The sequence below is a fragment of the Paracidovorax oryzae ATCC 19882 genome (assembly GCF_000687165.1).
GTDB classification, from domain to species: Bacteria; Pseudomonadota; Gammaproteobacteria; order Burkholderiales; family Burkholderiaceae_C; genus Paracidovorax; species Paracidovorax oryzae.
This window is the reverse complement of the sequence record NZ_KK366049.1, coordinates 1-20,420: the sequence shown is the minus strand read 5'-3', so window position 1 is coordinate 20,420 and position 20,420 is coordinate 1. Positions and strand designations below refer to the sequence as shown.

The following is a 20,420-nucleotide window of genomic DNA, read 5'->3' as shown; positions in this document are numbered from 1 at the left end:
CTTCTCAGGCCTGGCCGGCGCGGGCGTAGCCGCGTTCGAGCTGGTCGCGCCCCCACTCGTAGGCGGCGGGCCACTGCACGTCGCGCCAGCCGTGGCGGGCGCTCTGGTCCAGCAGCCAGGCGGGGTGGGCCAGGTGCGGGCGCGAGAGGGCGCACAGGTCGGCACGGCCCGAGGCCACGATGCCGTTGACCTGGTCGGCCTCGGTGATGGCGCCCACGGCGATGGTCGGCACCTGCGCCTCGTTGCGGATGCGGTCGGCGAAGGGCGCCTGGAACATGCGGCCATAGACGGGCTTCTGCTCGGGCGTGACCTCGCCGGACGAGGCATCGACCAGATCGGCGCCGGCTTCCTTCAGGCGGCGGGCGATCTCCACGGCCTCATCGACGGTGGTGCCGCCTTCGGCCCAGTCGGTGGCCGAGATGCGCACCGACAGGGGTAGGTGCTGCGGCCACACGGCGCGCACGGCCGCCACCACGTCGAGCGGGAAGCGCAGGCGGTTCTCCAGCGAGCCGCCGTAGGCGTCGGTGCGGCGGTTGGTCAGCGGCGAGATGAAGGACGAGAGCAGGAAGCCATGGCCGGCCTGCAGCTCCAGCCAGTCGAAGCCGGCCTCGGCCGCACGGCGCGCTGCCGCCACGAAGTCGCCCAGGATGCGTTCCAGGTCGTGCTGCGTGGCCTCGCGCGGCACAGCGGAGACGCCGGGCAGGTAGGCCAGCGCGCTAGCCGACACCAGCGGCCAGTTGCCTTCGGCGAGCGGGTGGTCGGGCTTTTCCCAGCCCAGCTGGGTGGAGCCGCGCCGGCCCGCGTGGTTGAGCTGCACGCCGATGCGCGCGCCGCTCTGGGCATGCACGAAGTCGGTGACCTTCTTCCAGCCGGCGACTTGCTCGTCGTTCCAGAGGCCCGGGTCACCGGGGGTGATGCGCGCCTCGGGCGCCACGGCCGTGGCCTCGGCGATCAGCAGGCCGGCGCCGCCCAGGGCGCGGCTGCCCAGGTGCACCAGGTGGAAGTTGCCGGGCACGCCGTCCTGGCTCGAATAGAGCATGGTGGGCGAGACCACGATGCGGTTGGCGAGCGTGACGCCGCGCACGGTGAAGGGCGTGAGCAGCGGCGGGCGCGGCGGCTGGCTGGCAGGCGTCTCGACGCCGGAGCGTTCGGCCAGCCAGCGTTCGTAGCCTTCGAGCCAGGCCGGGTCGCGCAGGCGCAGGTTCTCGTGGCTGATGCGCTGGCTGCGCGTGAGCAGCGAGTAGGCGAACTGTTCGGGCTCCAGGCCCGCGTAGCGCGCCACGTTCTCGAACCATTCGGTGGAGTTGCGCGCGGCGTTCTGGATCTTGAGCACTTCCACGCCGCGCACTGCCTCGTAGTGCTGCAGCCGCTCGCGCAGGTCGCCGCCGGCCCTCAGGGTGTCGGCCAGCTCGATGGCGTCTTCCAGCGCCAGCTTGGTGCCCGAGCCGATCGAGAAGTGCGCCGAATGCGCGGCGTCGCCCATCAGCACCACGGGCACCTCGCGGCCGTTGGCGCCATCGGGCTGCGTCCACTGCACCCAGTGCTGGCAGATCACGCGCGGGAAGCGGATCCACACGGCCGAGCCGCGCAGGTGGGTGGCGTTGCAGATCAGCGGCTCGCCGTCCAGCCAGGGGGCGAAGAGCTTTTCGCAGTAGGCGATGCCCTCTTCCTGCGACATCTTGTCGATGCCGGCGGCCTGCCAGGCGGCGTCGGTGGTTTCCACGATGAAGGTGGAGAGGCCGTTCTCGAACTGGTAGGCATGGGCCTGGAACCAGCCGTGCTCGGTGGGCACGAAGATGAAGGTGAAGGCCTCGAACACCTTGCGCGTACCCAGCCACACGAAGCGGCAGTTGCGCTGGTCGATGTCGGGCTGGAAGGTATCGGCATAGCGCGTGCGCACGGGGCTGTTGATGCCGTCGCTGGCGATGACCAGGTCGGCGCCGTATTGCCGCGCCACTTCCTGGTCGTCCTGCACCTGGGTTTCGAAGACGAGCTGCACGCCCAGCTCCTCGCAGCGCGACTGCAGGATGTTGAGCAGCTTCTTGCGGCCGATGCCGATGAAGCCGTGGCCGCCGCTGCGGATCATGCGGTCGCGGAAGTGGACGTCGATGTCGTCCCAGCGGCTGAATTCGGCCGCGATGGTGCGGGCCGAGACGGGGTCAGCCTCGCGCAGGTTCTCCAGCGTGGCGTCGGAGAACACCACGCCCCAGCCGAAGGTGTCGTAGGGCCGGTTGCGCTCGATGACCACGACCTCGTTGGACGGGTCCTGCAGCTTCATCAGCAGGCCGAAGTACAGGCCGGCGGGGCCGCCGCCGATGCAGGCGATTTTCATGGAGGGCTCCTTGTCTCAGTGGGATGGGTCGGGGGTTTCGGGGGCGAGCGCCTCGCGCAGCACCGCGGGAATGGCGATGGCCTGGTGCGTCTCCAGCGACGTGGTCACCACCACCTGCCGCACGCGCATGCGGGGTTCGCCGTCGGCACCCACGCAGGCCAGCTCCAGCGTGATGGACTTGCCGCCCAACTGCGCCACGTCCAGCGTCAGCGTCACGTCGTCGCCCATGCGGCTGATGGCGCGGAAGTCGGCCTCCAGCCGCACGGTGGGCATGCCGAAGCGCAGGCGGCCGATGTAGCCGGCGAAGCCCGTGCCCGGCAGCAGCTGGTCCACCCAGGCTTCCAGCAGGTCGTTGAACAGCACGAAGTACTGCGGGTAGAAGACGATGCCGGCGGGGTCGCACTCCGAGAAGCGGATGCGGTGCGGGCGGCTGAAATGGCGCGGGTTCATGCGGGAATTCCTTGAGGGATGAGGGCATGGCAGCGCAGGCTCTCGTCGAGCTTCACGCCGTGTTCGTCGGCCAGGGCCGCGTCGCGCAGGCTGCGCAGCGTGGCGGGGGCCAGCGTGGCGGCATGGCGGTCCACCACGGCCATCAGGGTTTCGTAGTTCTTCAGGCCCCGGGCATGCGTGTCGCTGTAGCCCTTGACGAGGCGCTGGCAGCGCGCGGCCTCCAGCGCCAGGGCCGGGTCGATGGCGGCCAGGCGCTGGATGCGGGCCAGCCAGGTTTCGATGCGCCCGGTCTCCAGCTGGTAGCGCAGCGTGCTGCGCCGGCCGCGCCGCCAGCGCGCGAGCAGGTAGAGCGTGAGGAAGCCGCCCAGGCTGCTGGTACGCACGATGCGCCCTTCGCGGGTGAAGCGGCCCACCAGGCGGTGCACGGCATGCGGGCGGGCCAGCCAGCGGCCCAGGCCGGCGGGCAGGGTTTCGCAGATCTCTTCCAGGCGCGGGTGCATGAATTCCTGGATGTGCAGCACCTGGTCGGCCTTGGCATGCACTTCGTCGGTCACGCGCTCGAAGCGGCTGGCGCGGGTCTTGAGGTCGGCCACGCGGATCACGTCTTCGTAGGACATCCAGAGCGCCAGGTGGCGCGCCGTCTCGGCCAGCAGCACGGCGTCGGTGCCGCGCGCGGCGGCCAGCGCGTCGAGGCGCTGCAGGTAGAGCGCTGCGTAGGCGATGTCCTGGTAGTCGATCAGGCGGCGCACGCCTTCCACGGCGATGTCCGCCGCCTCGGCCGGATAGGCCTGGGCGCGGGCCACCAGCCGGGCCACCTCGGGGTGGGCGGGCTGCACGCTGGCGGCGGGGCGCGGCTGGGGCTTGTCGGAGGCGATGCGCTCGGGCGCTTCCTGGCGCGACTGCTCGTAGCCCACGGCGAAGGCTTTCAGGCTGGGCTTGACGCCCACGCCGCCGCGCTCGATGGTGGCCTCGAACTGCTGGCGGTTGAAGGGCAGCACGCCCGCGCCGCAGAGCGCGCCGAACAGCACGGCGCTGATGACGCTGCCGGTGCGCTCGGCGGCTGCGGCCATGTCGAAGGCGACGAGGCGCTGCGCGGCGCGGCGGGCCTGGGCCAGCAGCGCGTCGCCGTCCACCCGGCCGTCGCCCATGGCGGACTTCTCTGCGATGGAATAGACGCGGTGGGTGGAGGTGACGAAGGCCGTGCGGTCGGGCGTGACCAGGCCGCGCTGCACGGCGCGGCCGGCCTCCATCAGCTCGGAGGCGAGCACGATGTCCACATCGCCCGGCATCGGGGCCTGGGCCAGCACCGGCACGCGGGCGCCGGGCTGGTCGGCGCCGGGGAACAGCTCCACGTAGTAGATGGTGGCGCCGGTGCGCTGGGCCACGCCGGGCACCGAGGTGGTCTGCGCGAAATACCCGTTGGATTCGCCCAGATCGACGATCCAGTCGGCCAGCACGCCGCCGCCCTCGCCGCCCATGGCGAGGATGGCGATCTTGATCGGTTCAGTGGTCATGGAAGGCTCCGAAGAAAGCAGTGAGGAATGCAGAGGCAGGGACGGATGCGGCCATGGACGTGGTGCTCCTGCGGTTGTGCGGCGGGCTCAGAACGCGTAGCGTGCGCGGCGCTTGGCCTCGCCGCGCTGCAGCCAGCCGATGACGGCGGAGCGCACGCGCTGCAGCAGGCGATCGCGGCGCGTGGGGTGGCTCACGATCTGCGCGCGGTAGAACGAGGGGCAGAGCACGGCGGCATGCGAGACCTCGCCGCAGTTGCCGCAGCCCACGCAGCTGTCGATCACGGTGGCCACCGGGTCCTGCCGCAGCGGGTCGGGGTTGGTGCGTACCGACAGCGACGGGCAGCCCGAGAGGCGGATGCAGGAGTGGTCGCCCGTGCAGGTGTCCGGGTCCACGCCGAAGCGCTCGCGCACCACGCGCTCGCCGGCCTGCAGGGCGCGGCGCACTTCCTTCTTCTCGCGGCGCTGCTTGTTCAGCATGCATTCGCTCTGCGCGATCAGCACCTTGGGGCCGGGGGTCTGCGTGGTCAGCGCCTCGCGCAGCGCCTGGGTCATGGCCTTCAGGTCGTAGGTGCGGCGGATGGTGCGCACCCATTCCACGCCCACGCCGCGCACGGCCCGCTCGATCTCGTGGCCCGTGCTGCGCGTGGGGTTCACGGCGCGCGAGGAGGGAATGTCCTGCCCGCCCGTGGCCGAGCTGTAGTTGTTGTCCACGATGATGGTCAGGTTGTCGCTGCGGTTGAACACCGCGTTGGCGACGCCGCTGGTCAGCCCGTTGTGCCAGAAGCCGCCGTCGCCCATCACCGCGATGGCGCGCTTGCCCGCAGGGGCGCTGCCCGGCGCCACGGTGAAGGCCGCCGCCGCCGCGCCGCCCAGGCCGTAGCCCATGGTGGTGTTGCCCAGGTTGAAGGGCGGCAGGATGGAGAACAGGTGGCAGCCGATGTCGGCGCTGTAGTGGTGGGGGCCCAGCTCGCGCTCGATGAGCTTGACGGCGGTGAAGATGGGCCGCTCCGGGCAGCCGGTGCACAGGCCCGGCGGACGGGCATGCACGATCTCTTCGAGGGGCTGGAGCTGCGTGGCGGGCACGGCGGTGTCACCGCCTGCGCTCCAGTCGTTCTGGCGGGCGAGGCTGCCGGCAGGTATGGCATTGCCTTCGCCATCGTCCGCCAGGGTCGCGGTGTCGCCACCTTCCTCGTCGTCCCCTCCAGCCAGGGCCAGCGCGGGAGCGGGCGCCGCAGCAGCCGCCACGGCGGCCTTGGCGGCCACCAGCGGGATCACGCGGCGCTGCACCGGCTTCTTCACCTCGGGCTGCACGATGCCGTAGCGCTCCAGGAAGGCGCGCACGCCCGCCAGCACCACGGCGGTGTTGTAGTCGCCCGCCAGGGGCAGCACGTCCTTGCCGTGCAGGGCGGTGTCCAGCCCGCGCTGGCGCAGGATGGCGGCCACGTTCTGCTCCACGAAGTTGGGCTGGCCCTCCTCCACCACCAGCACGGCGCGCTTGTCCTCGCAGAAGCGCTCGAACTCGTCGTCCACCAGCGGGTAGGTGACGTTCATCACGTAGAGCGGCACCTGCGTGTCGCCGTAGGCGTCGGCCAGGCCGAGCTTCTGCAGCGCGCGGATCACGGTGTTGTAGTTGCCGCCCTGCAGCGCGATGCCCACGTCGGACGCACCTTCGGCGAAGAACTCGTTGAGCTGGCGTTCCTGGATGAAGCGGATGGCGGCGGGCCAGCGCTGCTGCACCTTCTCGCGCTCGTGCAGGAAGCTCGCGGGCGGCAGCACGATGCGGTCGAGGTCGCGCACCGGGTTCTCCATCGCGTCCTTCACGGTGAAGGCCGGCGGCACGTTGTCGGCGGCGGTGAACTGGCCGTGCAGGTGGCAGGAGCGGATGCGCATCTGCAGCATCACGGGCGTGTTGCTGGCTTCCGAGAGATCGAACCCGTCCTTCACCGCCTGCACGATGCAGGGCAGGTTGGGGCGCGGGTCCAGCAGCCACATCTGCGACTTCATCGCGAAGGCGTGGCTGCGCTCCTGCATGATGGAAGAGCCCTCGCCGTAGTCCTCGCCCACGATGATGAGCGCGCCGCCCGTCACGCCGCCCGAGGCCAGGTTGGCCAGCGCGTCGGACGCCACGTTGGTGCCCACCGTGGCCTTGAAGGTGATGGCGCCGCGCAGCGGGTAGTTGACCGATGCGGCCAGCGTGGCGCCGGCCGTGGCCTCGCTCGCGCTGTTCTCGAAGCGGATGCCGTATTCGGCCAGGATGTCCTGCGCGTCCGAGAGCACATCCATCAGGTGCGAGATCGGCGAGCCCTGGTAGCCCGCCACGTAGGCCACGCCGGATTCGAGCAGGGCCTTGGTGACGGCGAGGATGCCCTCGCCGCTGAACACCTCGCCCGCGCCCATGCGCAGCTTCTTCACTTCTTCGACAAACGAACGTTCTGCCATCGTGCATCCCCTGGTCTGCGGTCGGTTTCACTCGGGCACCGGGCCCTGGAAGCGAATGTCCGCCGCGATGGCGCGCCCGTCAATCCATGATTAATCATGCGATTGCAGTTTGTGCAGCAGGAGGACAGGGAGCGCCAGAAACGGGATAGGCCGGCGGTGCATCGCCCTCCCCGGCGCCGCGCCGGCGGATGCCCGCCCTGCCCCGGACTGGTGCGCGCGCCGCACCACAAGCCCGCCCGGCAGGGTGCTGGTCAGCTTCAGCCCACGCATTTGCATGATTTTTCATACATAGGGAAGCAGCCTGGGCAAGCCGTTGAGCGGGAACCGTGCGCTGCCGGCCGGGAAACGAGGGTTTTCCTGGATTTGTCCACCAGCACTGCGGCCTACGATCTTGATCCAAGGCAAATGGACAGCGGAAAAAGCGCCGGCAGCCGCCCTACCCGCCCGCGCGACGGCTCTCCCGGCCGGCACCCGGCCCGCAAACGGTTACATGAAATTTCATGCACATGGGCACGCAATTTGCGAAATGCAGCCATCGCGGCGCCCCCGGTGCACCGCGATGGCCCACGACAACGCCAGCAACCGCCGATATCACCCAAGGAGGCCCCATGCTCTCCACGATGAATGCCACTTCGGCCCTGCGCCAGCCCGCCATGCCCCTGGCGATCGAACGCTTTTCCGGTGCGCCGGAGCACCTGCTGTTCGCCTCCGCGGACATCGACGAGACGCGCTCCATGGTGGGGCGCGTGATGAAGCCGCACCGGCTGGCGCAGGCAGCGCCGGGCGAACGGCTGGACGCGCGCATGCACTACGTCAGCCTGGGCGACGTATCGGTCAGCCGGCTGCGCTACGGCGCGGCCGTGGAGATCCAGCCCGGCCCGCTGGAGAGCTTCTTCCTGGTGCAGATGCCGCTGTCGGGCCATGCCCGCATCGAAAGCGGCGGCCGGCAGGTGGAGTCCGGACCCGGCACCGCCTCCGTGCTCAGCCCGAACGACGACACCCGCATGCAGTGGGCGTCGGGCACCGACCAGCTCATGCTGCGCATCGCCCGCGCCCAGGTGGAGCGCACCCTGGTCGGGCACCTGGGCCGCCCGCTGGACGAGCCCCTGCGCTTCGAGCTGGGCTTCCACTGGCAAGACTGCGCCCCCTGGCGCTGCCTGCTGTCCTACCTGCTGGACTGCGCCACGCAGTACCCCGACCTCTCGCAGAACAAGCTCGTGGTGGCGCAGATCGAGCAGTTGGCCTGCCTCATCCTGCTCACCTCGCACCAGCACAGCCACAGCGAGACGGCGCCCGCACGGCGCAGCACCATCCTGCCGCGCCATGTGCGGCGCGCGCAGGATTACCTGCAGGCCCACGCCCACGAGCCGGTCTGCGTGGAGCAGCTCGCCGAGGTGGCGGGCGTGAGCGTGCGCAGCCTGTACGCGGGATTCAAGGAGTTCCTGGGCGTGAGCCCCATGCAGTACCTCCGCGACCTGCGCATGGAGCACGTGCGGACCGAGCTGCTCGGCGGCGAGGCGAGCAACGTCGCGGGCATCGCGCTGCGCTGGGGCTTCGCCCACCTGGGCCGGTTCAGCAACGAGTACAAGCAGCGCTACGGGGAATCGCCGAGCCAGACCCTGCGCCGGCAGTGAAGAACCGGCGCCGCCGATCGCCTGCAGGCGCCGGGAGGGGCGCCGCCGCGTCCCCTCGGCGCCCTGCCCCACGTCAGAACGGAATCGTCGCCTTCACCAGCAGGCCGGCGCCTTCGGGCCGGTTGCGCACGCTGAAGTCCTTCTGCCACTTCACCGTGACCAGGAAACCCTTGTCGTTGGCATAGCGGATCGAGGGGCCGAAGCCGATGCCGCGCGCCTTGCCCTGGGCGCTGCCGGGCCCCCTGTCGTCGGTGACCTGCTGGAACACGTGCCCGCCCACGCCCACCACCCAGCCGTTGCCCAGGCCCCAGCCGGCAGCGTAGTCGGCATGCAGGGCCTGGCCGGAGCGGGTGTCGGTGTCGCTGTTGCGGCGGTTGATGTCGTACATGAGCTTCACGTCGGCGTTGAAGCCGGAGGGCTGCATGTAGGTGACGGCATAGACGGGCTGGAAGGTCCAGTAGTTGCGCCCCAGGCTGGAGGGATCGTTGGCGCGGTACTTGCCTGTGGGCGCAACGATGTCCAGCCCCACCACCTGGTGCAGCTGCGGCGAGAGGTGGTAGCCCAGCGCCGCGCCGACCGTGATGTCGCCCAGGCCCGAGCTCTTGAACGTGGCGCCGCCCGCGCGGAACTTCACGTCCAGCAGCGGCACCACGGTGTGGAAGGCCAGCTGGCCGCCAGCGACGGTCTGGGGCGTGACCCACACGATGCGCGGGGCCAGCAGGTTCACGTCCACCTTGAAATCCGGCACCAGCGACTGGCCATCGTTGCCGCGCAGCGTGTCGTAGCGGTAGCCGCCGCCGTACATCATCACGTGGACGCCGGGGGGTGGCAGAGCACCGACGAAGTAATTCTCCAGGCCGTCGGGATAGACGCCCAGGCCGCCGTTTTCCGTGGCGTGCGCCACGCCCGTGGCAGCCAGGCCGGCGGCCACGCCCATCAGGCCTGCCAGGCCCCTCTTCTTGAATGCGGTCTTGCGCATGGTGTCGTCCTTCGTCGTCGTTGGGTGGATGAAAAAGCCCGATGCAGAAAGCGGGAGAGAAAAGAAGGCGCCCGGGCACGCAGCGCCGTCAGCCGGATGCCAGCCGCTGGGCGATCTGGTAGCCCGAGCCCGCGCCCAGCCCCGGCCCGGGGTGGGTGCTGGCGCCGATGTGGAAGACGTTGGCCAGTGGCGTGCGGTGGCCGCGCGCGCCGTCGGCGCCGGCGAAGGGCCGCAGCCAGAAGAACTGGTCGGGCGAGCACAGGCCGCCGTAGGGGTCGCCGCCCACCAGGTTGCAGTTGAGCCCTTCCAGGTCGGCCGGCGAATAGGCGCGGCGGCCCACGATGCGCTGGGCGAGGCCTGGCATCACCTGCTCCAGCCGCGCCTGCACGCGGTCGGCGAAGGCCTCGCGCACGGCCTCGGTCCAGCGGCCGTCCTCGGGCACGGCGATCTCGCCGGCCGCATCGCCGCGCAGCCGCGAAGGCAGCTCCTGCATCTGGATCCACAGGATCCAGCCGCCTTCGGGCGCGCGCGACGGGTCGGCCGCCGTGGGCTGGCCGATGCCCAGCGTGGGCCGCGCGGGCAGCAGGCCGTTGTTGGCCTCGGTGACCGAGCTGCAGACCTGCTCCATGCTTTCCGTCAGGTGCACCAGCGGCACCTTGAGCAGTTCCGGCTCCGTCCACGCGGGCGGCGCGTTCAGCGCGAAGTGGATCTGCATGTCGCCGCGCCCGTGCTGGAAGGCCTCTGCGCGTTCGCGCACGGTGGGCGGCGCGTCGGGCAGCAGCCGGCCGTAGAGCTGGCCGGGCGTGACGCTGCAGACCACCGATTCGCTGGCCGCATGGCTGCGCCCGTCGGCCAGGCGCACGCCGGTGGCGCGGCGCGCGCGGCCCGTGCCTTGCGTATCGATGCGGTCCACCTGGGCGTTGCAGACCAGCTCGCCGCCGTGCTGGCGAATGACGGTGGCCAGCGCCTCCACCAGCCGGCTGCCGCCGCCCTCGACCACCGGCATGCCACCGCTGACCACGGCGGCGAAGGTGAGCTTGCCGATCAGCGCCGAGGTGGCGTCGTCCGGGCCCAGGCCCGAATGCAGGGTCCACGGCGCCATCAGCACGCGCGCCATGTCGGAGCGCAGCGTGCGCTGCGACCAGCGGCGGAAGTTCTCCATGGCGCCGCCGGCATAGGCCAGCAGGCCGTCGGTGCCACGCTTGCGCCATTCGGACCACAGCAGCTTGATGAGCGGCCAGCCGTACGGGTCGCCGCCCAGCAGGCCGAAGGTGAGCGCGGCATCGCGCCCGAAGAGGTCGGCGGCCATGGCCTTCAGCGCCGCGCCGTCGCCCGGCGCCACGGCGTCGATGCGGCGGGCGGCGTCGTCCAGGTCCTGCCGCAGGGCGATGCCCCGGCCGTCGGGCCCGACCCAGCCGGTGGTGTACCCGGGTTGCACGAAGCGCAGCCCGGCCCGCTCCAGAGCGGGCTTCAGCTCGGCATAGCCCGGGCTGCCGCAAAAGAGCGGATACCACGAGGCCATCACCTCGTGCCGGTAGCCGGGAAACAGTTCTTCGGTGCGGATGCAGCCGCCGAAGCGGTCGTTGCGCTCCAGCACCAGCACGCGCTTGCCGCGCACGGCCAGCAGCGCCGCCCCCACCAGGGAGTTGATGCCGCTGCCGACGAAGATCACCTGGGGAATGGGAGGGTTGGGGGCGTTGCCGGCCATGGCCGTCACTCCACCAGCGCCAGCACGCGCAGCGGGCTGCCCGAGCCGCCTTCGATTTTCAAAGGCGCCGACAGGATCAACGCGCCCTGCGGTGGCAGCTGGTCCAGGTTCTTCAGGCACTGCAGGCCGTAGCGGTTGGCGCCGTGCATCAGCGTGTGGCACGGATACGGCACTGGCCAGGCGTAGGACTGGCCGGCGTCGGTGTTGATGGTCTCCACCCCGAAGCCATGCACCTGGCGCTGGTGGATCAGCCATTCCACCGCCTCCTGCGTGGGGCCGGGCGTGTGGGCGCCGTCGTCCTTCAGGTTCAGGAAGGCGCCGGCATCGTCGGCCTTGCGCGACCAGTCGGTGCGCAGCAGCACCCAGGCGCCGGCCGGGATGCGGCCGTGGCGCGCCTCCCAGGCTTCGAGGAAGGGCACCGTGAGCAGCCAGTCGGCATCGGCCGCCGCCTCGGCGCTGGCATCGACCACCACGGCCGGGGCGACGAAGTTCTCCGGCGCGATGGTGTCCACGCTGTTGGACGGGTGCTCGCGCCCGGTGATCCAGTGGGCCGGCGCGTCGAAGTGGGTGCCGGTGTGCTCGCCGCACGAGAAGTTGTTCCAGTACCAGCCCGGGCCGCTTTCGTCGTAGTGCGAGATGCGCTCGATGGTGAAGGGCTTGACCTGCCCGAACTGCGGCGGCAGCTGCAGCGTGGGGAAGGAGGGCGAGAGCGTCTGCGTGAGATCGACGATGCGCACGGCCTTGGTAGCCAGTTGCGCGGCCAGCACGGCAAGGGTGGACGATGGGGCGGTGGCGGCGGGCGCTGCTGCGGTAGCGACGGTGGCAACGGATGCAGGGGTGCTCATGGCGGGCTCCATCGGAGAGGAAGGGGGCGGAATGCGGCCTGCGGACGGGCATGCCCGCACGGCCGGCGGCGTCTCAGGCGGCCTCTGTGGCGGCACGTCCAGCGCGGTGAAGCGCCCCGCATGGAACACCAGCGGCGCGCCCGGCGCGCTGTGCGTGCGCACCACGCGCCCCACCATCAGCAAGTGGTCGCCCGCATGGCGGCTGTGGCCGGCTTCGCTCGCGCACACCAGGGTGGTGACGGCGCCCTGCAGCACGGGCACGCCCTCGGGCGCATCGATCAGGTCCACGCCCGCGAACTTGTCGGGCACCGCGGGGCTGGCGAAGCGCCTGGCCAGTTCCTCGTGTTCGCGCGGCAGGATATGGATGGCGAAGTGCGCGCAGTCGCGGAACGCCGCCAGGCTGGGCGAGTGGTTCACCAGGCTCCAGAGCACCAGCGGCGGGTCCAGCGACAGCGAAGCGAACGAATTGATGGTCAGGCCCACGGGCCGGCCGTCCGGCGCACGCGTGGTCACGATGGCCACCCCGGTGGGGTAGCTGCCCAGCAGGTTGCGCAGGGTGCGCGGCTGCAGGTCCACGCAGCCCCAGGGGGCGCTTTCGCAGTCGGTGGCGGCGGGGCTGGCGGCTTGCACGGCCAGGGCTTCGGGGGCGAGGCAGGCGGACATGGCGGTCTCCTTCGTTGGATGCATCACGCTTGCCGCGCTCAGGCCGCGACGGCCTCGGGCGCCTGGTGGCGGGCGATGAGCTGGTCGGCCTCGTCGGCATCGGCCCACCACGGGAAGTAGCTGGGCGGATGGTTGAAGCCGTCGGCGATGGTGTGGGCCAGGGTGGGCATGGCGGCGGCGGTGCCCAGCAGCTTCAGGATGTGCGGCGGCGGGGGCGTGAGCAGGGAGTTGGTCCACTGCACCACCCACTGGGCGTAGTCCCAGAAGCGCTCGAAGGTCTGCTCCATCCAGGCGCGCGTGTAGGGCTGCCCGCCGTGCGCCAGGATGGCGTCCAGGTACACCTTGGCGGCCTTGGTGGCGTTGTTCGAGCCCTGCCCGGTGATCGGGTCATTGGTGGCCACGGCATCGCCCAGGCCGAACACCAGCCGGCCCGAAGGCAGCGTGAGCACGGGCTTGCGCACGGTGGGCGCGAAGGCGCCGGCCAGGATGCCGTTGGCGTCGGTCAGCTCCACGTCGCGGGCACGCTCGGCCTCCCAGGGCAGGAACTGCTGCAGGAAGCGCTTGCTGGTCGCCAGGTGGTCTTCGGGCGTCTTCACGTCGCGCCAGCAGTCCAGCGGGCCGCCGGGCACGCCTTCGAACACCATGATGTCGCAGGGGCCGCTGAGCGTGAGCGAGGGGAACACGAAGTATTCACCCACGCCCGGGATCAGGTTGAACGACACGCGGGAGTAGTCCGGCGTGGGCTTCAGGCCATGCACGTAGGTCAGGGCCAGCGAGCGCTGCGGCTTGTCGAACGGCGAGCGGGCGGCATCGCGCTCGAAGAGGCGCACCACCTCGCCCTTGCCGGCGGCCAGGATCACCAGGTCGTGCGTGTCCGACAGCGCTTCCAGCTCGGCGATGCCGGCGTCCTGGATCAGCACCTTGCCGCCGCGCTTTTCCACGTTCTCCAGCCACACGGGCATCTTCAGGCGCTGGTCCACCGACTGCGCGGACTTGTCCAGCCTGGCGCTCCAGTCGATCAGCCTGGCGCCGGCCTGCTCGGGGTTGGGCACGGCGAAGCCGATGCCTTCCACCGGGGGGCCTTCGGCCTCCCAGTGGTCGATGCCCAGGTCGCGCTCCACCTGCAGCGCGGGGTCGAACATGCACTGGCTGGACATGACCTTGCCGGCGCGGATCTGGTCGGGCGTGCGGTTGGTCACCACGGTGACCTCGTAACCCTTGTCCAGCAGACCGAAAGCCAGCGGCAGGCCGGCCTGGCCTCCGCCCACGATTGCAACTCGACGCATGGCAGTCTCCTTGGAAGAATCGGAAAAAGAAGAGGGGGAAAGAAAGAAGGTGTCGGGAAAGAAAAGGCGCTCACTCCGCCAGACGCGGGATCGCCGGACGCGCCTGCTCCGGCCCCATGGCCGAATAGCCGCCGTCCACCGCGTAGTCGGCGCCGGTCACGAAAGAGGCCCGGCCCGACAGCAGGAAGGCCACGACTTCGGCCACTTCCTCCGGATCGCCCACGCGCCCCAGCAGGTGGTAGTCGGCCGCCACGCGGTCGGTCTTGGCGCGGTCGCCGTGGGTGAGTTCGTCCATCACGCGCGACCAGGTCCAGCCCGGCGAGACGGAATTGACGCGGATGCCATCCGACGCGAAATCCATGGCCAGGCTGCGCGTGAGCTGCACCAGCGCCGCCTTGGAAACGGGGTAGAGCCAGCGCCCGGTCTGCGCGACACGGGACGAGATGCTGGTGAAATTCACGATCGCGCCGCCGCCCGCCGCCGCCATGTGCGGGCGCACGGCCCGCGCGGCCATCACGGCGCTGACCAGGTTCACGTCCAGCGCGCGCAGCCAGTCGGAGCGCTCCGAAGCCGCGCCGTCGTCCAGGTAGGTGGCGGCCAGGTTCACCAGCCCGTCGATGCGCCCGAAACGCGCGGCCACATCCGCCACGCCGCGCGCCAGTTGCGCATCGTCGGCGATGTCCACCGGCAGGAAGTGGATGTGGTCGGCGTCTTCGGCGGCGACGCGGGCGCCGCCCTGGGCGTCGATGTCGAACAGGGCGACGCGCGCGCCCTGGCCGCGCAGCGCGCGGACCACGGCCGCACCGATGATCGTGGCGCCGCCGGTGACGATGGCGACCTTGCCTTGCAGATCTTTCATGGAGCAATCCCCTTGCACATGGAGCCGGCCGATGCACCACGCGGTCTCGCGTGCGCTTTCAGCCTGTTTCGCAGCGGTGCGCTGCTTGGGCTCCATGGTGCGGGCAGGCCCCGCGCGCGCCCTATCCGGCGCGCGCAGCCGCTATCCGGCGCGTGCGGGTATCGCGCTCCTGGGGAAAAAGAAAGAACAGGGGCAGGGAGGACGGGCGGCGCAGTGCCCGCCCTGCCGGAGCATCACCAGCCGTAGAAACCGGCCAGCACCAACGCCGCCTCGGGCGTGAAGGCGTCCTGCGCCAGGCGCGACTGCACTTCGTCGGTTTCCAGCAACTCGAAGCGCTCGACCTCGCCGTCCTGGTTGACGGGCAGGAGGCCCTCCGGAACGGTGGCGCGGAACCAGTCGATGCGCTCCACCATGTAGCCCGCCCCCTCGCCTTCGTCGCTCGGGCGCGAGAAATCGACATGGCCGCCATGGGCCACGGACTGCAGGGCTTCGATGCGCAGCCCGGCTTCTTCCCAGGTCTCGCGTGCCAGAGCGGATTCCAGCGTGTCCTGCGCGCTCACCATGCCGCCCATCAGCGTGTCCCAGCGGCCCGGGTGGCTGGGCTTGTCGAACGCACGCTGCTGCACCCATTGCCGGCCATCCGGCGCGCAGGCCACCAGATGCACCGCACGCGTGGCGATGCCCAGCGCACGCACGGCGCCGCGCTCCAGCGTGCCGATGCGCTCGCCGGCCGTGTTGCACACCGCCAGCTGCTCGTCGCGCCAGGCCCCGCAGCGCCCCGCGCGGCGCAGCGCATCCGCCAGCGCGGCCAGTGCCTGCGTGGCATCGGCGGGGGCGCAGGCCAGGTGCCAGCGCGCAGAGCCCGCGTGCGTTTCCTTCAGGAGCGTGGTGCCGGCAGCGGCCGCGTCCAGCACGATGCCCTCCAGAACGCCCGGCGCCACCGAGCCCACGGCCTGCCCGGCCACGGCGAACGGCAGCCGGGGCACCGCCGGAGGGCGCTGCGCCCAAGCGCGCGCGGGTGCCACCCAGCCGGGTACCGGCGGCTCGCGATGCCCGCTCATTCCAGCGTCAGGATGGTGGAGCCGGTGGTCTTGCGCGCTTCCAGGTCGCGGTGCGCCTGCTGTACGTCGCGCAGGGGGTAGCGCTGCGCGATGTGGATGGTCACGTCGCCGCTCTGCACCACCGCGAACAGGTCGTCCGCCATGGCCTGGGTGGATTCGCGCGTGGCGATGTGCGTGAACAGCGTCTGCCGCGTCACATAGAGCGAACCCTTGGCCCCCAGCATGCCGGGCGCGAACGCCGGCGCCGGGCCCGAGGCATTGCCGAAGGTGGCCATCAGCCCGAAGGGGCGCAGGCACTCCAGCGACTTCTCCCATGTGTCCTTGCCCACCGAGTCGTACACCACCTTCACGCCCTTGCCGCCGGTGATTTCCTTCACGCGCGCCGCGAAATCCTCCGTGCGGTAGTTGATGGCATGCGCCGCGCCGTTGGCGAGCGCCAGCTGGCATTTCTCGTCGCTGCCGGCCGTGCCGATGAGCTGCAGGCCCAGCGCCTTCGCCCACTGGCAGGCGATCAGCCCCACGCCGCCCGCGGCCGCGTGGAACAGCACATGGTCGCCCGGCTGCAGGCCCTCGGCCGGCAGCGTTTTCTTCAGCAGGTACTGCGCCGTCAGGCCCTTGAGCATCATGGCCGCGCCGGTCTCGAAATCGATCGCGTCGGGCAGCCGGCACACGCACTTGGCCGGCAGCACGCGCACCTCGGCATAGCTGCCGGGCGGCTGGCTCGCATACGCGGCGCGGTCGCCCACCGACAGGTGCGTCACCCCCGCACCCACGGCCTCGACGATGCCAGCGCCTTCCATCCCGATGGTGGCCGGCATCGGCAGCGGGTACAGCCCCGTGCGGTGGTACACGTCGATGAAATTCAGGCCCACGGCATGGTGGCGGATGCGGATCTCGCCGGTGCCGGGCTCGCCCACGGTCACGTCGGTCAAATGCAGTTCTTCGGGACCGCCGTGCTGGCGGATCTGGACGGCAAGGCTCATGCGGTGTCTCCTGCGATGGAAGAAAAGGCGGGAAAGCGAAAAAAACGGGACGACCGGACCGGGCGGTCCCGGAAGGCGGAATGGCCCCACGCGGCGGCCGCCGTGCATCCTGCCACGGATCGGCGACGCCCGCAGGCCGGTACATTTCCCGGACATGACACAACGACTCTCGCCCGGCACCACGGCCCTGCTGGTGGCCGCGCCGCTGCTCTGGGCCGGCAACGCGGTCACCGGCCGCCTCGTGCACGATCTCATCTCGCCCGTCGCCCTCAACTTCATCCGCTGGGCCCTGGCCTTCCTCGTGCTGCTGCCCCTGGCCCATGGCGTGCTGCGCCGCGGCAGCCCGCTGTGGACGCACTGGCGCCGCTACGCGATGCTCGGCCTGCTGGGCATCGGCTGCTACAACGCGCTGCAGTACATGGCGCTGCAGACCTCCACGCCGCTCAACGTCACTCTCGTCGGCTCGAGCCTGCCGGTCTGGATGCTCGCCATCGGCTCGCTCTGCTTCGGCGTGCGCGTGGCACGCGCACAGGCGGCGGGCGCCATCCTGTCCATGGCCGGGGTGCTGGTCGTGCTCAGCCGCGGCGAATGGGCGCAGCTGCTGGCGCTGCGGCTCGTGCCGGGCGATCTCTACATGGTGCTGGCCACCATCTCCTGGGCCTTCTACAGCTGGCTGCTCTCGCGCACCACCGAGCCCGCCGGCCTGCGGGCCGACTGGGCCGCGTTCCTCATGGCCCAGATGGTGTTCGGCCTCGCCTGGTCCGGCGCCTTCGCGGCCGGCGAATGGACCCTCGGCCATGCCCACGCCACCTGGGGCTGGCCGCTCGTGGCCGCCCTCGCCTTCATCGCGCTCGGCCCCGCCCTGCTCGCCTACCGCTGCTGGGGCGTGGGCGTGCAGCGCGCCGGCCCGGCCGTGGCGGGGTTCTTCATCAACCTCACGCCGCTCTTCGCCGCCCTGCTCTCCGCCCTCGTGCTGGGCGAGACGCCGCATCTCTACCACGGCGCGGCGTTCGCGCTGATCGTGGCGGGGATCGTGGTGTCGTCGAGGCGGGGGTGAGGCCCTGGCTTCAACCCCGGCGGCCCCAGCCACAGCTCATCCTCCGTCAATCGCAGCGTGCCGCCTGCCACGTGAGCTGGTAGCGCAGCGACTGCACCACCTTGTCCGACGCCTTGCCGTCCACCAGCGCGCGGCGCGTGGACTGCAGCGTGATCTGCTTGCCATCGGCCGACCAGCGCAACGTGGCGTCGTAGGCGTTGGGACCGAACTTCGTATCGCGCGGGCAACTCGCCTGCACGCTGAAAGACAGCTTGTCTTCGCGCGTGGCCTGCGGATCGCAGCCCGCCACGCCCATCAACGCTGCCATGGGCAGAAAGGACGCGTTGCCCTCGTCCATGCACATCGCCTCAGTCTCACGGCTGGTCTTGCCGTCCGGGCCCGTTTCCGTCGATTCGGAGAGGAACTTGCCGCGCTTGAACGATTTTGCGGCACGGTCGGGATCGATGGGCTGGATGGAGGGAGCCGGCGATGCACCGGCACCCTTGGCAGCGCTGGCGCCGGTATCGGCCGAGTGCGCGGCGGTGCTCAGGGCTGCGATGGCAGCGGCAAAGGTACCGGTGCGCACCGCTACGGTGGCGAGATGCGCGAAGGTCAGACGAAATTGATGCATGGTGGCCCCTCACTGGAAAAAACTTGGTGAAACATCGGATGGTCTGCTGGGACCATCCCGGCTGGCTTGTAGCACGGCCTCATGACCCACAGCACCTACCACTTCGGCCCTGAAGGTCGCAGGCGAAGAAACACCAGAACCTGGTACGAGGAAGCAGGTCATAGCATCCGTACCATGGTTCTGGCGCAGCTTGGAGCCTGCGGACTGAAGCGACAGCAAGGCACGATGCAGCGGCTCCTGACGGCTGTAGCGGCCCAGGTTGAGCAATAGCATGCAGGCAGAGGGTCGAATCGGGAAGGCATGCCGCAAACTCCCGGCAAGGTCATGCCGACGAGCGATCCGATTGCAGGAACGTCAGGTACTTCGGGTCTTCATCGGAAAACAACTGATCGCCTTCCTGCATGTGGGCCTGGGCCAGCATGTGCCTGGCTTGCGCCAACTCCCCCAGTTCAAACAGCGACTGCCCCGCTCGCAGCAGGAGATAGGGATTGCCGATGCCGTCCGGTCCGCTCATGGCGTCGAGGAAGGAAATCCTTGCCATCTTGAAGTCGCCGAGGTCGAAATAGGCTTCACCCAACGTACCGTTGAGCCAGGTCCAGGCCTCCCAATCTGGCTGGGGCTCAGGCAGCATGTCCAGCGCCTGGTGCAAGGGCTCGATCGCTGCCGAAGGCCGGCCGCTCTCCAGCGCTTCATTGGCCTTTTCAGAAAGCACCGTGATTCTTTGATGGATGTCGTCGGGCAACTGTGGGCCGTCGTCGTCCTCGAAATCGTCTTCTTCCATTATTTACTCGCCTTCCTCATTTGATCCAATGCGAACTTCAGGTACTTTGGATCTTCGCCGACGTATCCCCTCCGGCCGCCCATTTCATAGGCTTTTATGAGTTCTTCGGCAGCCAACGGCTCTCGCCCAGATTCCAGATAAACCTTTCCAAGCATAATATAAGGCTCAGGATCGTTCTCAAGTAGTTTATACTTAAACAGCTCCCTTGCCCAGAATTCGGCTTGCAAATAATTATTCTGAGCAAGATAAAATTTGAAAATACCTTTAATCAAGCTCATGGAAGAACTCCAGAGATATTTAGGCTCTGGATATAGGCCCCAGACCAAGAGCAACATTTTCTCCGCCTCTTGGTAATTATTTGACTTTATTGCTTGCTGGTACAGTCTCCCGTACTCTATCTCTTTCTGGCCTATCTCTGGCGGAAGTTCTTTTGCCGGCATCCCAAAATCTCCTTCACGTTAAAGGGTTTTCATATTTTATCCGCAGCAGGCCGCGAAGTCCTTGGGTCGTACCCCCTCCTTCTCTGCGGCCTCGACTTTCCACTGCGACTCCAGCTTCGCCAGCGACACGAAGCTGTCCGGCTCGTACAGATATTCCGACAACTTGCCGCCGCGCAACCCGCCCACCAACAGATCCCCGTCATGGAGAACCGCCGTGCGCCCGAACGCATCCCGCTTTTCGATACGCCGGCCAGCGCGTCGTAGCAGTACTGGATGACCTGATCCGTGGTCGAATGACTAGAGCGTGTTATGAACTTTGCTCCTCGGAGTGGAAGTCAAAGGTAGAGTCTGCGGATGCCCCGCAAGCCGTACCTGACGGATGTCAGCGATGAAGAATGGAGCTTCGCTGCGCCCTACTTGAGCCTGATGGACCAGCGCGCGCCCCAGCGCGAGCACGATCTGCGCGAAGTCTTCAACGCGCTGCGCTGGCTGGTGCGCGCGGGCGCGCCTTGGCGGATGCTGCCCAACGATCTACCTCCTTGGGAGGCTGTCTACCAGCAAACCCGACGCTGGCTGGAAGCGGGCTGCTTCGAGGCGATGGTGTCGGATCTGCGTTCGATCATCCGCGTGGCGCAAGGGCGCCAGGGACAACCCAGTGCCATGGTGATGGATGGGCGGACATTGCAGTCGAGCTGCGAGAGCGGACCGCGTGCGGGTTACGACGGCTACAAGCGCAAGCGAGGCAGCAAGGTTCACATGGCCGTGGACACCCTGGGGCA

17 protein-coding genes and 1 pseudogene are annotated in these 20,420 nt (G+C 69.5%); 3 read left to right on the top strand and 15 right to left on the bottom strand.

What is annotated here, in order from left to right:
- Positions 1 to 4: 4 nt before the first annotated feature.
- The 4 genes from T336_RS0122525 to T336_RS0122510 form a co-directional block, all read right to left on the bottom strand.
- Positions 5 to 2,332, bottom strand: coding sequence for a bifunctional salicylyl-CoA 5-hydroxylase/oxidoreductase (locus T336_RS0122525; RefSeq protein ID WP_026434206.1), 2,328 nt, complete (start codon positions 2,330 to 2,332; stop codon positions 5 to 7).
- A gap of 15 nt (positions 2,333 to 2,347) precedes the next feature.
- Positions 2,348 to 2,782 carry an acyl-CoA thioesterase gene (locus tag T336_RS0122520; RefSeq protein ID WP_026434205.1) on the bottom strand — a complete coding sequence of 145 codons (435 nt, stop codon included), beginning with the start codon at positions 2,780 to 2,782 and terminating at the stop codon, positions 2,348 to 2,350.
- The gene (locus T336_RS0122515; protein ID WP_026434204.1) at positions 2,779 to 4,296 is read right to left on the bottom strand and encodes an indolepyruvate oxidoreductase subunit beta family protein; all 1,518 of its coding nucleotides are present in this window, start codon (positions 4,294 to 4,296) and stop codon (positions 2,779 to 2,781) included. The genes T336_RS0122520 and T336_RS0122515 overlap by 4 nt, the downstream gene beginning before the upstream one ends.
- An 87-nt stretch (positions 4,297 to 4,383) precedes the next feature.
- Positions 4,384 to 6,735 (bottom strand): thiamine pyrophosphate-dependent enzyme, encoded by a 2,352-nt coding sequence (locus T336_RS0122510; protein ID WP_026434203.1) that lies wholly within the window; start codon positions 6,733 to 6,735, stop codon positions 4,384 to 4,386.
- Positions 6,736 to 7,343: 608 nt separating this feature from the next.
- Between T336_RS0122510 and T336_RS0122500 the strand changes: the two genes are divergently transcribed.
- Entirely contained in the window at positions 7,344 to 8,369 is a 1,026-nt protein-coding gene (locus tag T336_RS0122500; protein WP_020425066.1) for an AraC family transcriptional regulator, read from the top strand.
- Between the two features lie 73 nt (positions 8,370 to 8,442).
- Here the strand turns inward: T336_RS0122500 and T336_RS0122495 are convergent, their stop codons facing one another.
- The 8 genes and pseudogenes from T336_RS0122495 to T336_RS0122465 form a co-directional block, all read right to left on the bottom strand.
- Entirely contained in the window at positions 8,443 to 9,348 is a 906-nt protein-coding gene (locus tag T336_RS0122495) for a SphA family protein (protein WP_026434201.1), read from the bottom strand.
- Positions 9,349 to 9,436: 88 nt separating this feature from the next.
- Positions 9,437 to 11,056: a phytoene desaturase family protein gene (locus T336_RS0122490; protein WP_026434200.1), complete on the bottom strand. Its 1,620-nt coding sequence runs from the start codon at positions 11,054 to 11,056 to the stop codon at positions 9,437 to 9,439.
- Positions 11,057 to 11,061: 5 nt separating this feature from the next.
- Positions 11,062 to 11,901 (bottom strand): cyclase family protein, encoded by an 840-nt coding sequence (locus T336_RS0122485; protein WP_209436003.1) that lies wholly within the window; start codon positions 11,899 to 11,901, stop codon positions 11,062 to 11,064.
- Positions 11,902 to 12,000: 99 nt separating this feature from the next.
- Positions 12,001 to 12,564, bottom strand: a pseudogene (locus T336_RS26400) (flavin reductase family protein); the annotation flags it as partial.
- A 38-nt stretch (positions 12,565 to 12,602) separates the two neighbouring features.
- Positions 12,603 to 13,850, bottom strand: coding sequence for a styrene monooxygenase/indole monooxygenase family protein (locus tag T336_RS0122480; RefSeq protein WP_026434198.1), 1,248 nt, complete (start codon positions 13,848 to 13,850; stop codon positions 12,603 to 12,605).
- A 70-nt stretch (positions 13,851 to 13,920) separates the two neighbouring features.
- The gene (locus T336_RS0122475; RefSeq protein ID WP_026434197.1) at positions 13,921 to 14,709 is read right to left on the bottom strand and encodes an SDR family oxidoreductase; all 789 of its coding nucleotides are present in this window, start codon (positions 14,707 to 14,709) and stop codon (positions 13,921 to 13,923) included.
- 233 nt (positions 14,710 to 14,942) lie between these two features.
- Positions 14,943 to 15,770 carry an NUDIX hydrolase gene (locus tag T336_RS0122470; RefSeq protein ID WP_026434196.1) on the bottom strand — a complete coding sequence of 276 codons (828 nt, stop codon included), beginning with the start codon at positions 15,768 to 15,770 and terminating at the stop codon, positions 14,943 to 14,945.
- The gene (locus T336_RS0122465) at positions 15,767 to 16,753 is read right to left on the bottom strand and encodes a quinone oxidoreductase family protein (RefSeq protein ID WP_026434195.1); all 987 of its coding nucleotides are present in this window, start codon (positions 16,751 to 16,753) and stop codon (positions 15,767 to 15,769) included. The genes T336_RS0122470 and T336_RS0122465 overlap by 4 nt, the downstream gene beginning before the upstream one ends.
- Positions 16,754 to 16,907: 154 nt before the next feature.
- Here T336_RS0122465 and T336_RS0122460 point away from each other — a divergent pair, with 154 nt between their 5' ends.
- Positions 16,908 to 17,810 (top strand): DMT family transporter, encoded by a 903-nt coding sequence (locus tag T336_RS0122460; protein ID WP_026434194.1) that lies wholly within the window; start codon positions 16,908 to 16,910, stop codon positions 17,808 to 17,810.
- Positions 17,811 to 17,856: 46 nt separating this feature from the next.
- On the opposite strand, the gene T336_RS0122455 is transcribed toward T336_RS0122460, so the two are convergent.
- The 3 genes from T336_RS0122455 to T336_RS26970 all read right to left on the bottom strand — a co-directional run bounded on the left by T336_RS0122455 (position 17,857) and on the right by T336_RS26970 (position 19,641).
- Positions 17,857 to 18,420, bottom strand: coding sequence for a hypothetical protein (locus T336_RS0122455; protein ID WP_026434193.1), 564 nt, complete (start codon positions 18,418 to 18,420; stop codon positions 17,857 to 17,859).
- 322 nt (positions 18,421 to 18,742) lie between these two features.
- The gene (locus T336_RS0122450; RefSeq protein WP_019703411.1) at positions 18,743 to 19,201 is read right to left on the bottom strand and encodes a tetratricopeptide repeat protein; all 459 of its coding nucleotides are present in this window, start codon (positions 19,199 to 19,201) and stop codon (positions 18,743 to 18,745) included.
- On the bottom strand, positions 19,201 to 19,641 hold the full coding sequence (locus T336_RS26970; protein ID WP_156957944.1) for a hypothetical protein: 441 nt from the start codon (positions 19,639 to 19,641) through the stop codon (positions 19,201 to 19,203). The genes T336_RS0122450 and T336_RS26970 overlap by 1 nt, the downstream gene beginning before the upstream one ends.
- A gap of 354 nt (positions 19,642 to 19,995) precedes the next feature.
- Between T336_RS26970 and T336_RS0122440 the strand changes: the two genes are divergently transcribed.
- On the top strand, positions 19,996 to 20,420 hold a 425-nt coding region (locus T336_RS0122440; protein ID WP_026434389.1), incomplete at its 3' end, for a transposase.

Coding starts and splice junctions, on each gene's coding strand:
- T336_RS0122525 (WP_026434206.1), bottom strand. CDS start 2,332: ATGAAAATCGCCTGCATCGGCGGCGGCCCCGCCGGCCTGTACTTCGGC.
- T336_RS0122520 (WP_026434205.1), bottom strand. CDS start 2,782: ATGAACCCGCGCCATTTCAGCCGCCCGCACCGCATCCGCTTCTCGGAG.
- T336_RS0122515 (WP_026434204.1), bottom strand. CDS start 4,296: ATGACCACTGAACCGATCAAGATCGCCATCCTCGCCATGGGCGGCGAG.
- T336_RS0122510 (WP_026434203.1), bottom strand. CDS start 6,735: ATGGCAGAACGTTCGTTTGTCGAAGAAGTGAAGAAGCTGCGCATGGGC.
- T336_RS0122500 (WP_020425066.1), top strand. CDS start 7,344: ATGCTCTCCACGATGAATGCCACTTCGGCCCTGCGCCAGCCCGCCATG.
- T336_RS0122495 (WP_026434201.1), bottom strand. CDS start 9,348: ATGCGCAAGACCGCATTCAAGAAGAGGGGCCTGGCAGGCCTGATGGGC.
- T336_RS0122490 (WP_026434200.1), bottom strand. CDS start 11,056: ATGGCCGGCAACGCCCCCAACCCTCCCATTCCCCAGGTGATCTTCGTC.
- T336_RS0122485 (WP_209436003.1), bottom strand. CDS start 11,901: ATGAGCACCCCTGCATCCGTTGCCACCGTCGCTACCGCAGCAGCGCCC.
- T336_RS0122480 (WP_026434198.1), bottom strand. CDS start 13,850: ATGCGTCGAGTTGCAATCGTGGGCGGAGGCCAGGCCGGCCTGCCGCTG.
- T336_RS0122475 (WP_026434197.1), bottom strand. CDS start 14,709: ATGAAAGATCTGCAAGGCAAGGTCGCCATCGTCACCGGCGGCGCCACG.
- T336_RS0122470 (WP_026434196.1), bottom strand. CDS start 15,770: ATGAGCGGGCATCGCGAGCCGCCGGTACCCGGCTGGGTGGCACCCGCG.
- T336_RS0122465 (WP_026434195.1), bottom strand. CDS start 16,753: ATGAGCCTTGCCGTCCAGATCCGCCAGCACGGCGGTCCCGAAGAACTG.
- T336_RS0122460 (WP_026434194.1), top strand. CDS start 16,908: ATGACACAACGACTCTCGCCCGGCACCACGGCCCTGCTGGTGGCCGCG.
- T336_RS0122455 (WP_026434193.1), bottom strand. CDS start 18,420: ATGCATCAATTTCGTCTGACCTTCGCGCATCTCGCCACCGTAGCGGTG.
- T336_RS0122450 (WP_019703411.1), bottom strand. CDS start 19,201: ATGGAAGAAGACGATTTCGAGGACGACGACGGCCCACAGTTGCCCGAC.
- T336_RS26970 (WP_156957944.1), bottom strand. CDS start 19,641: ATGCCGGCAAAAGAACTTCCGCCAGAGATAGGCCAGAAAGAGATAGAG.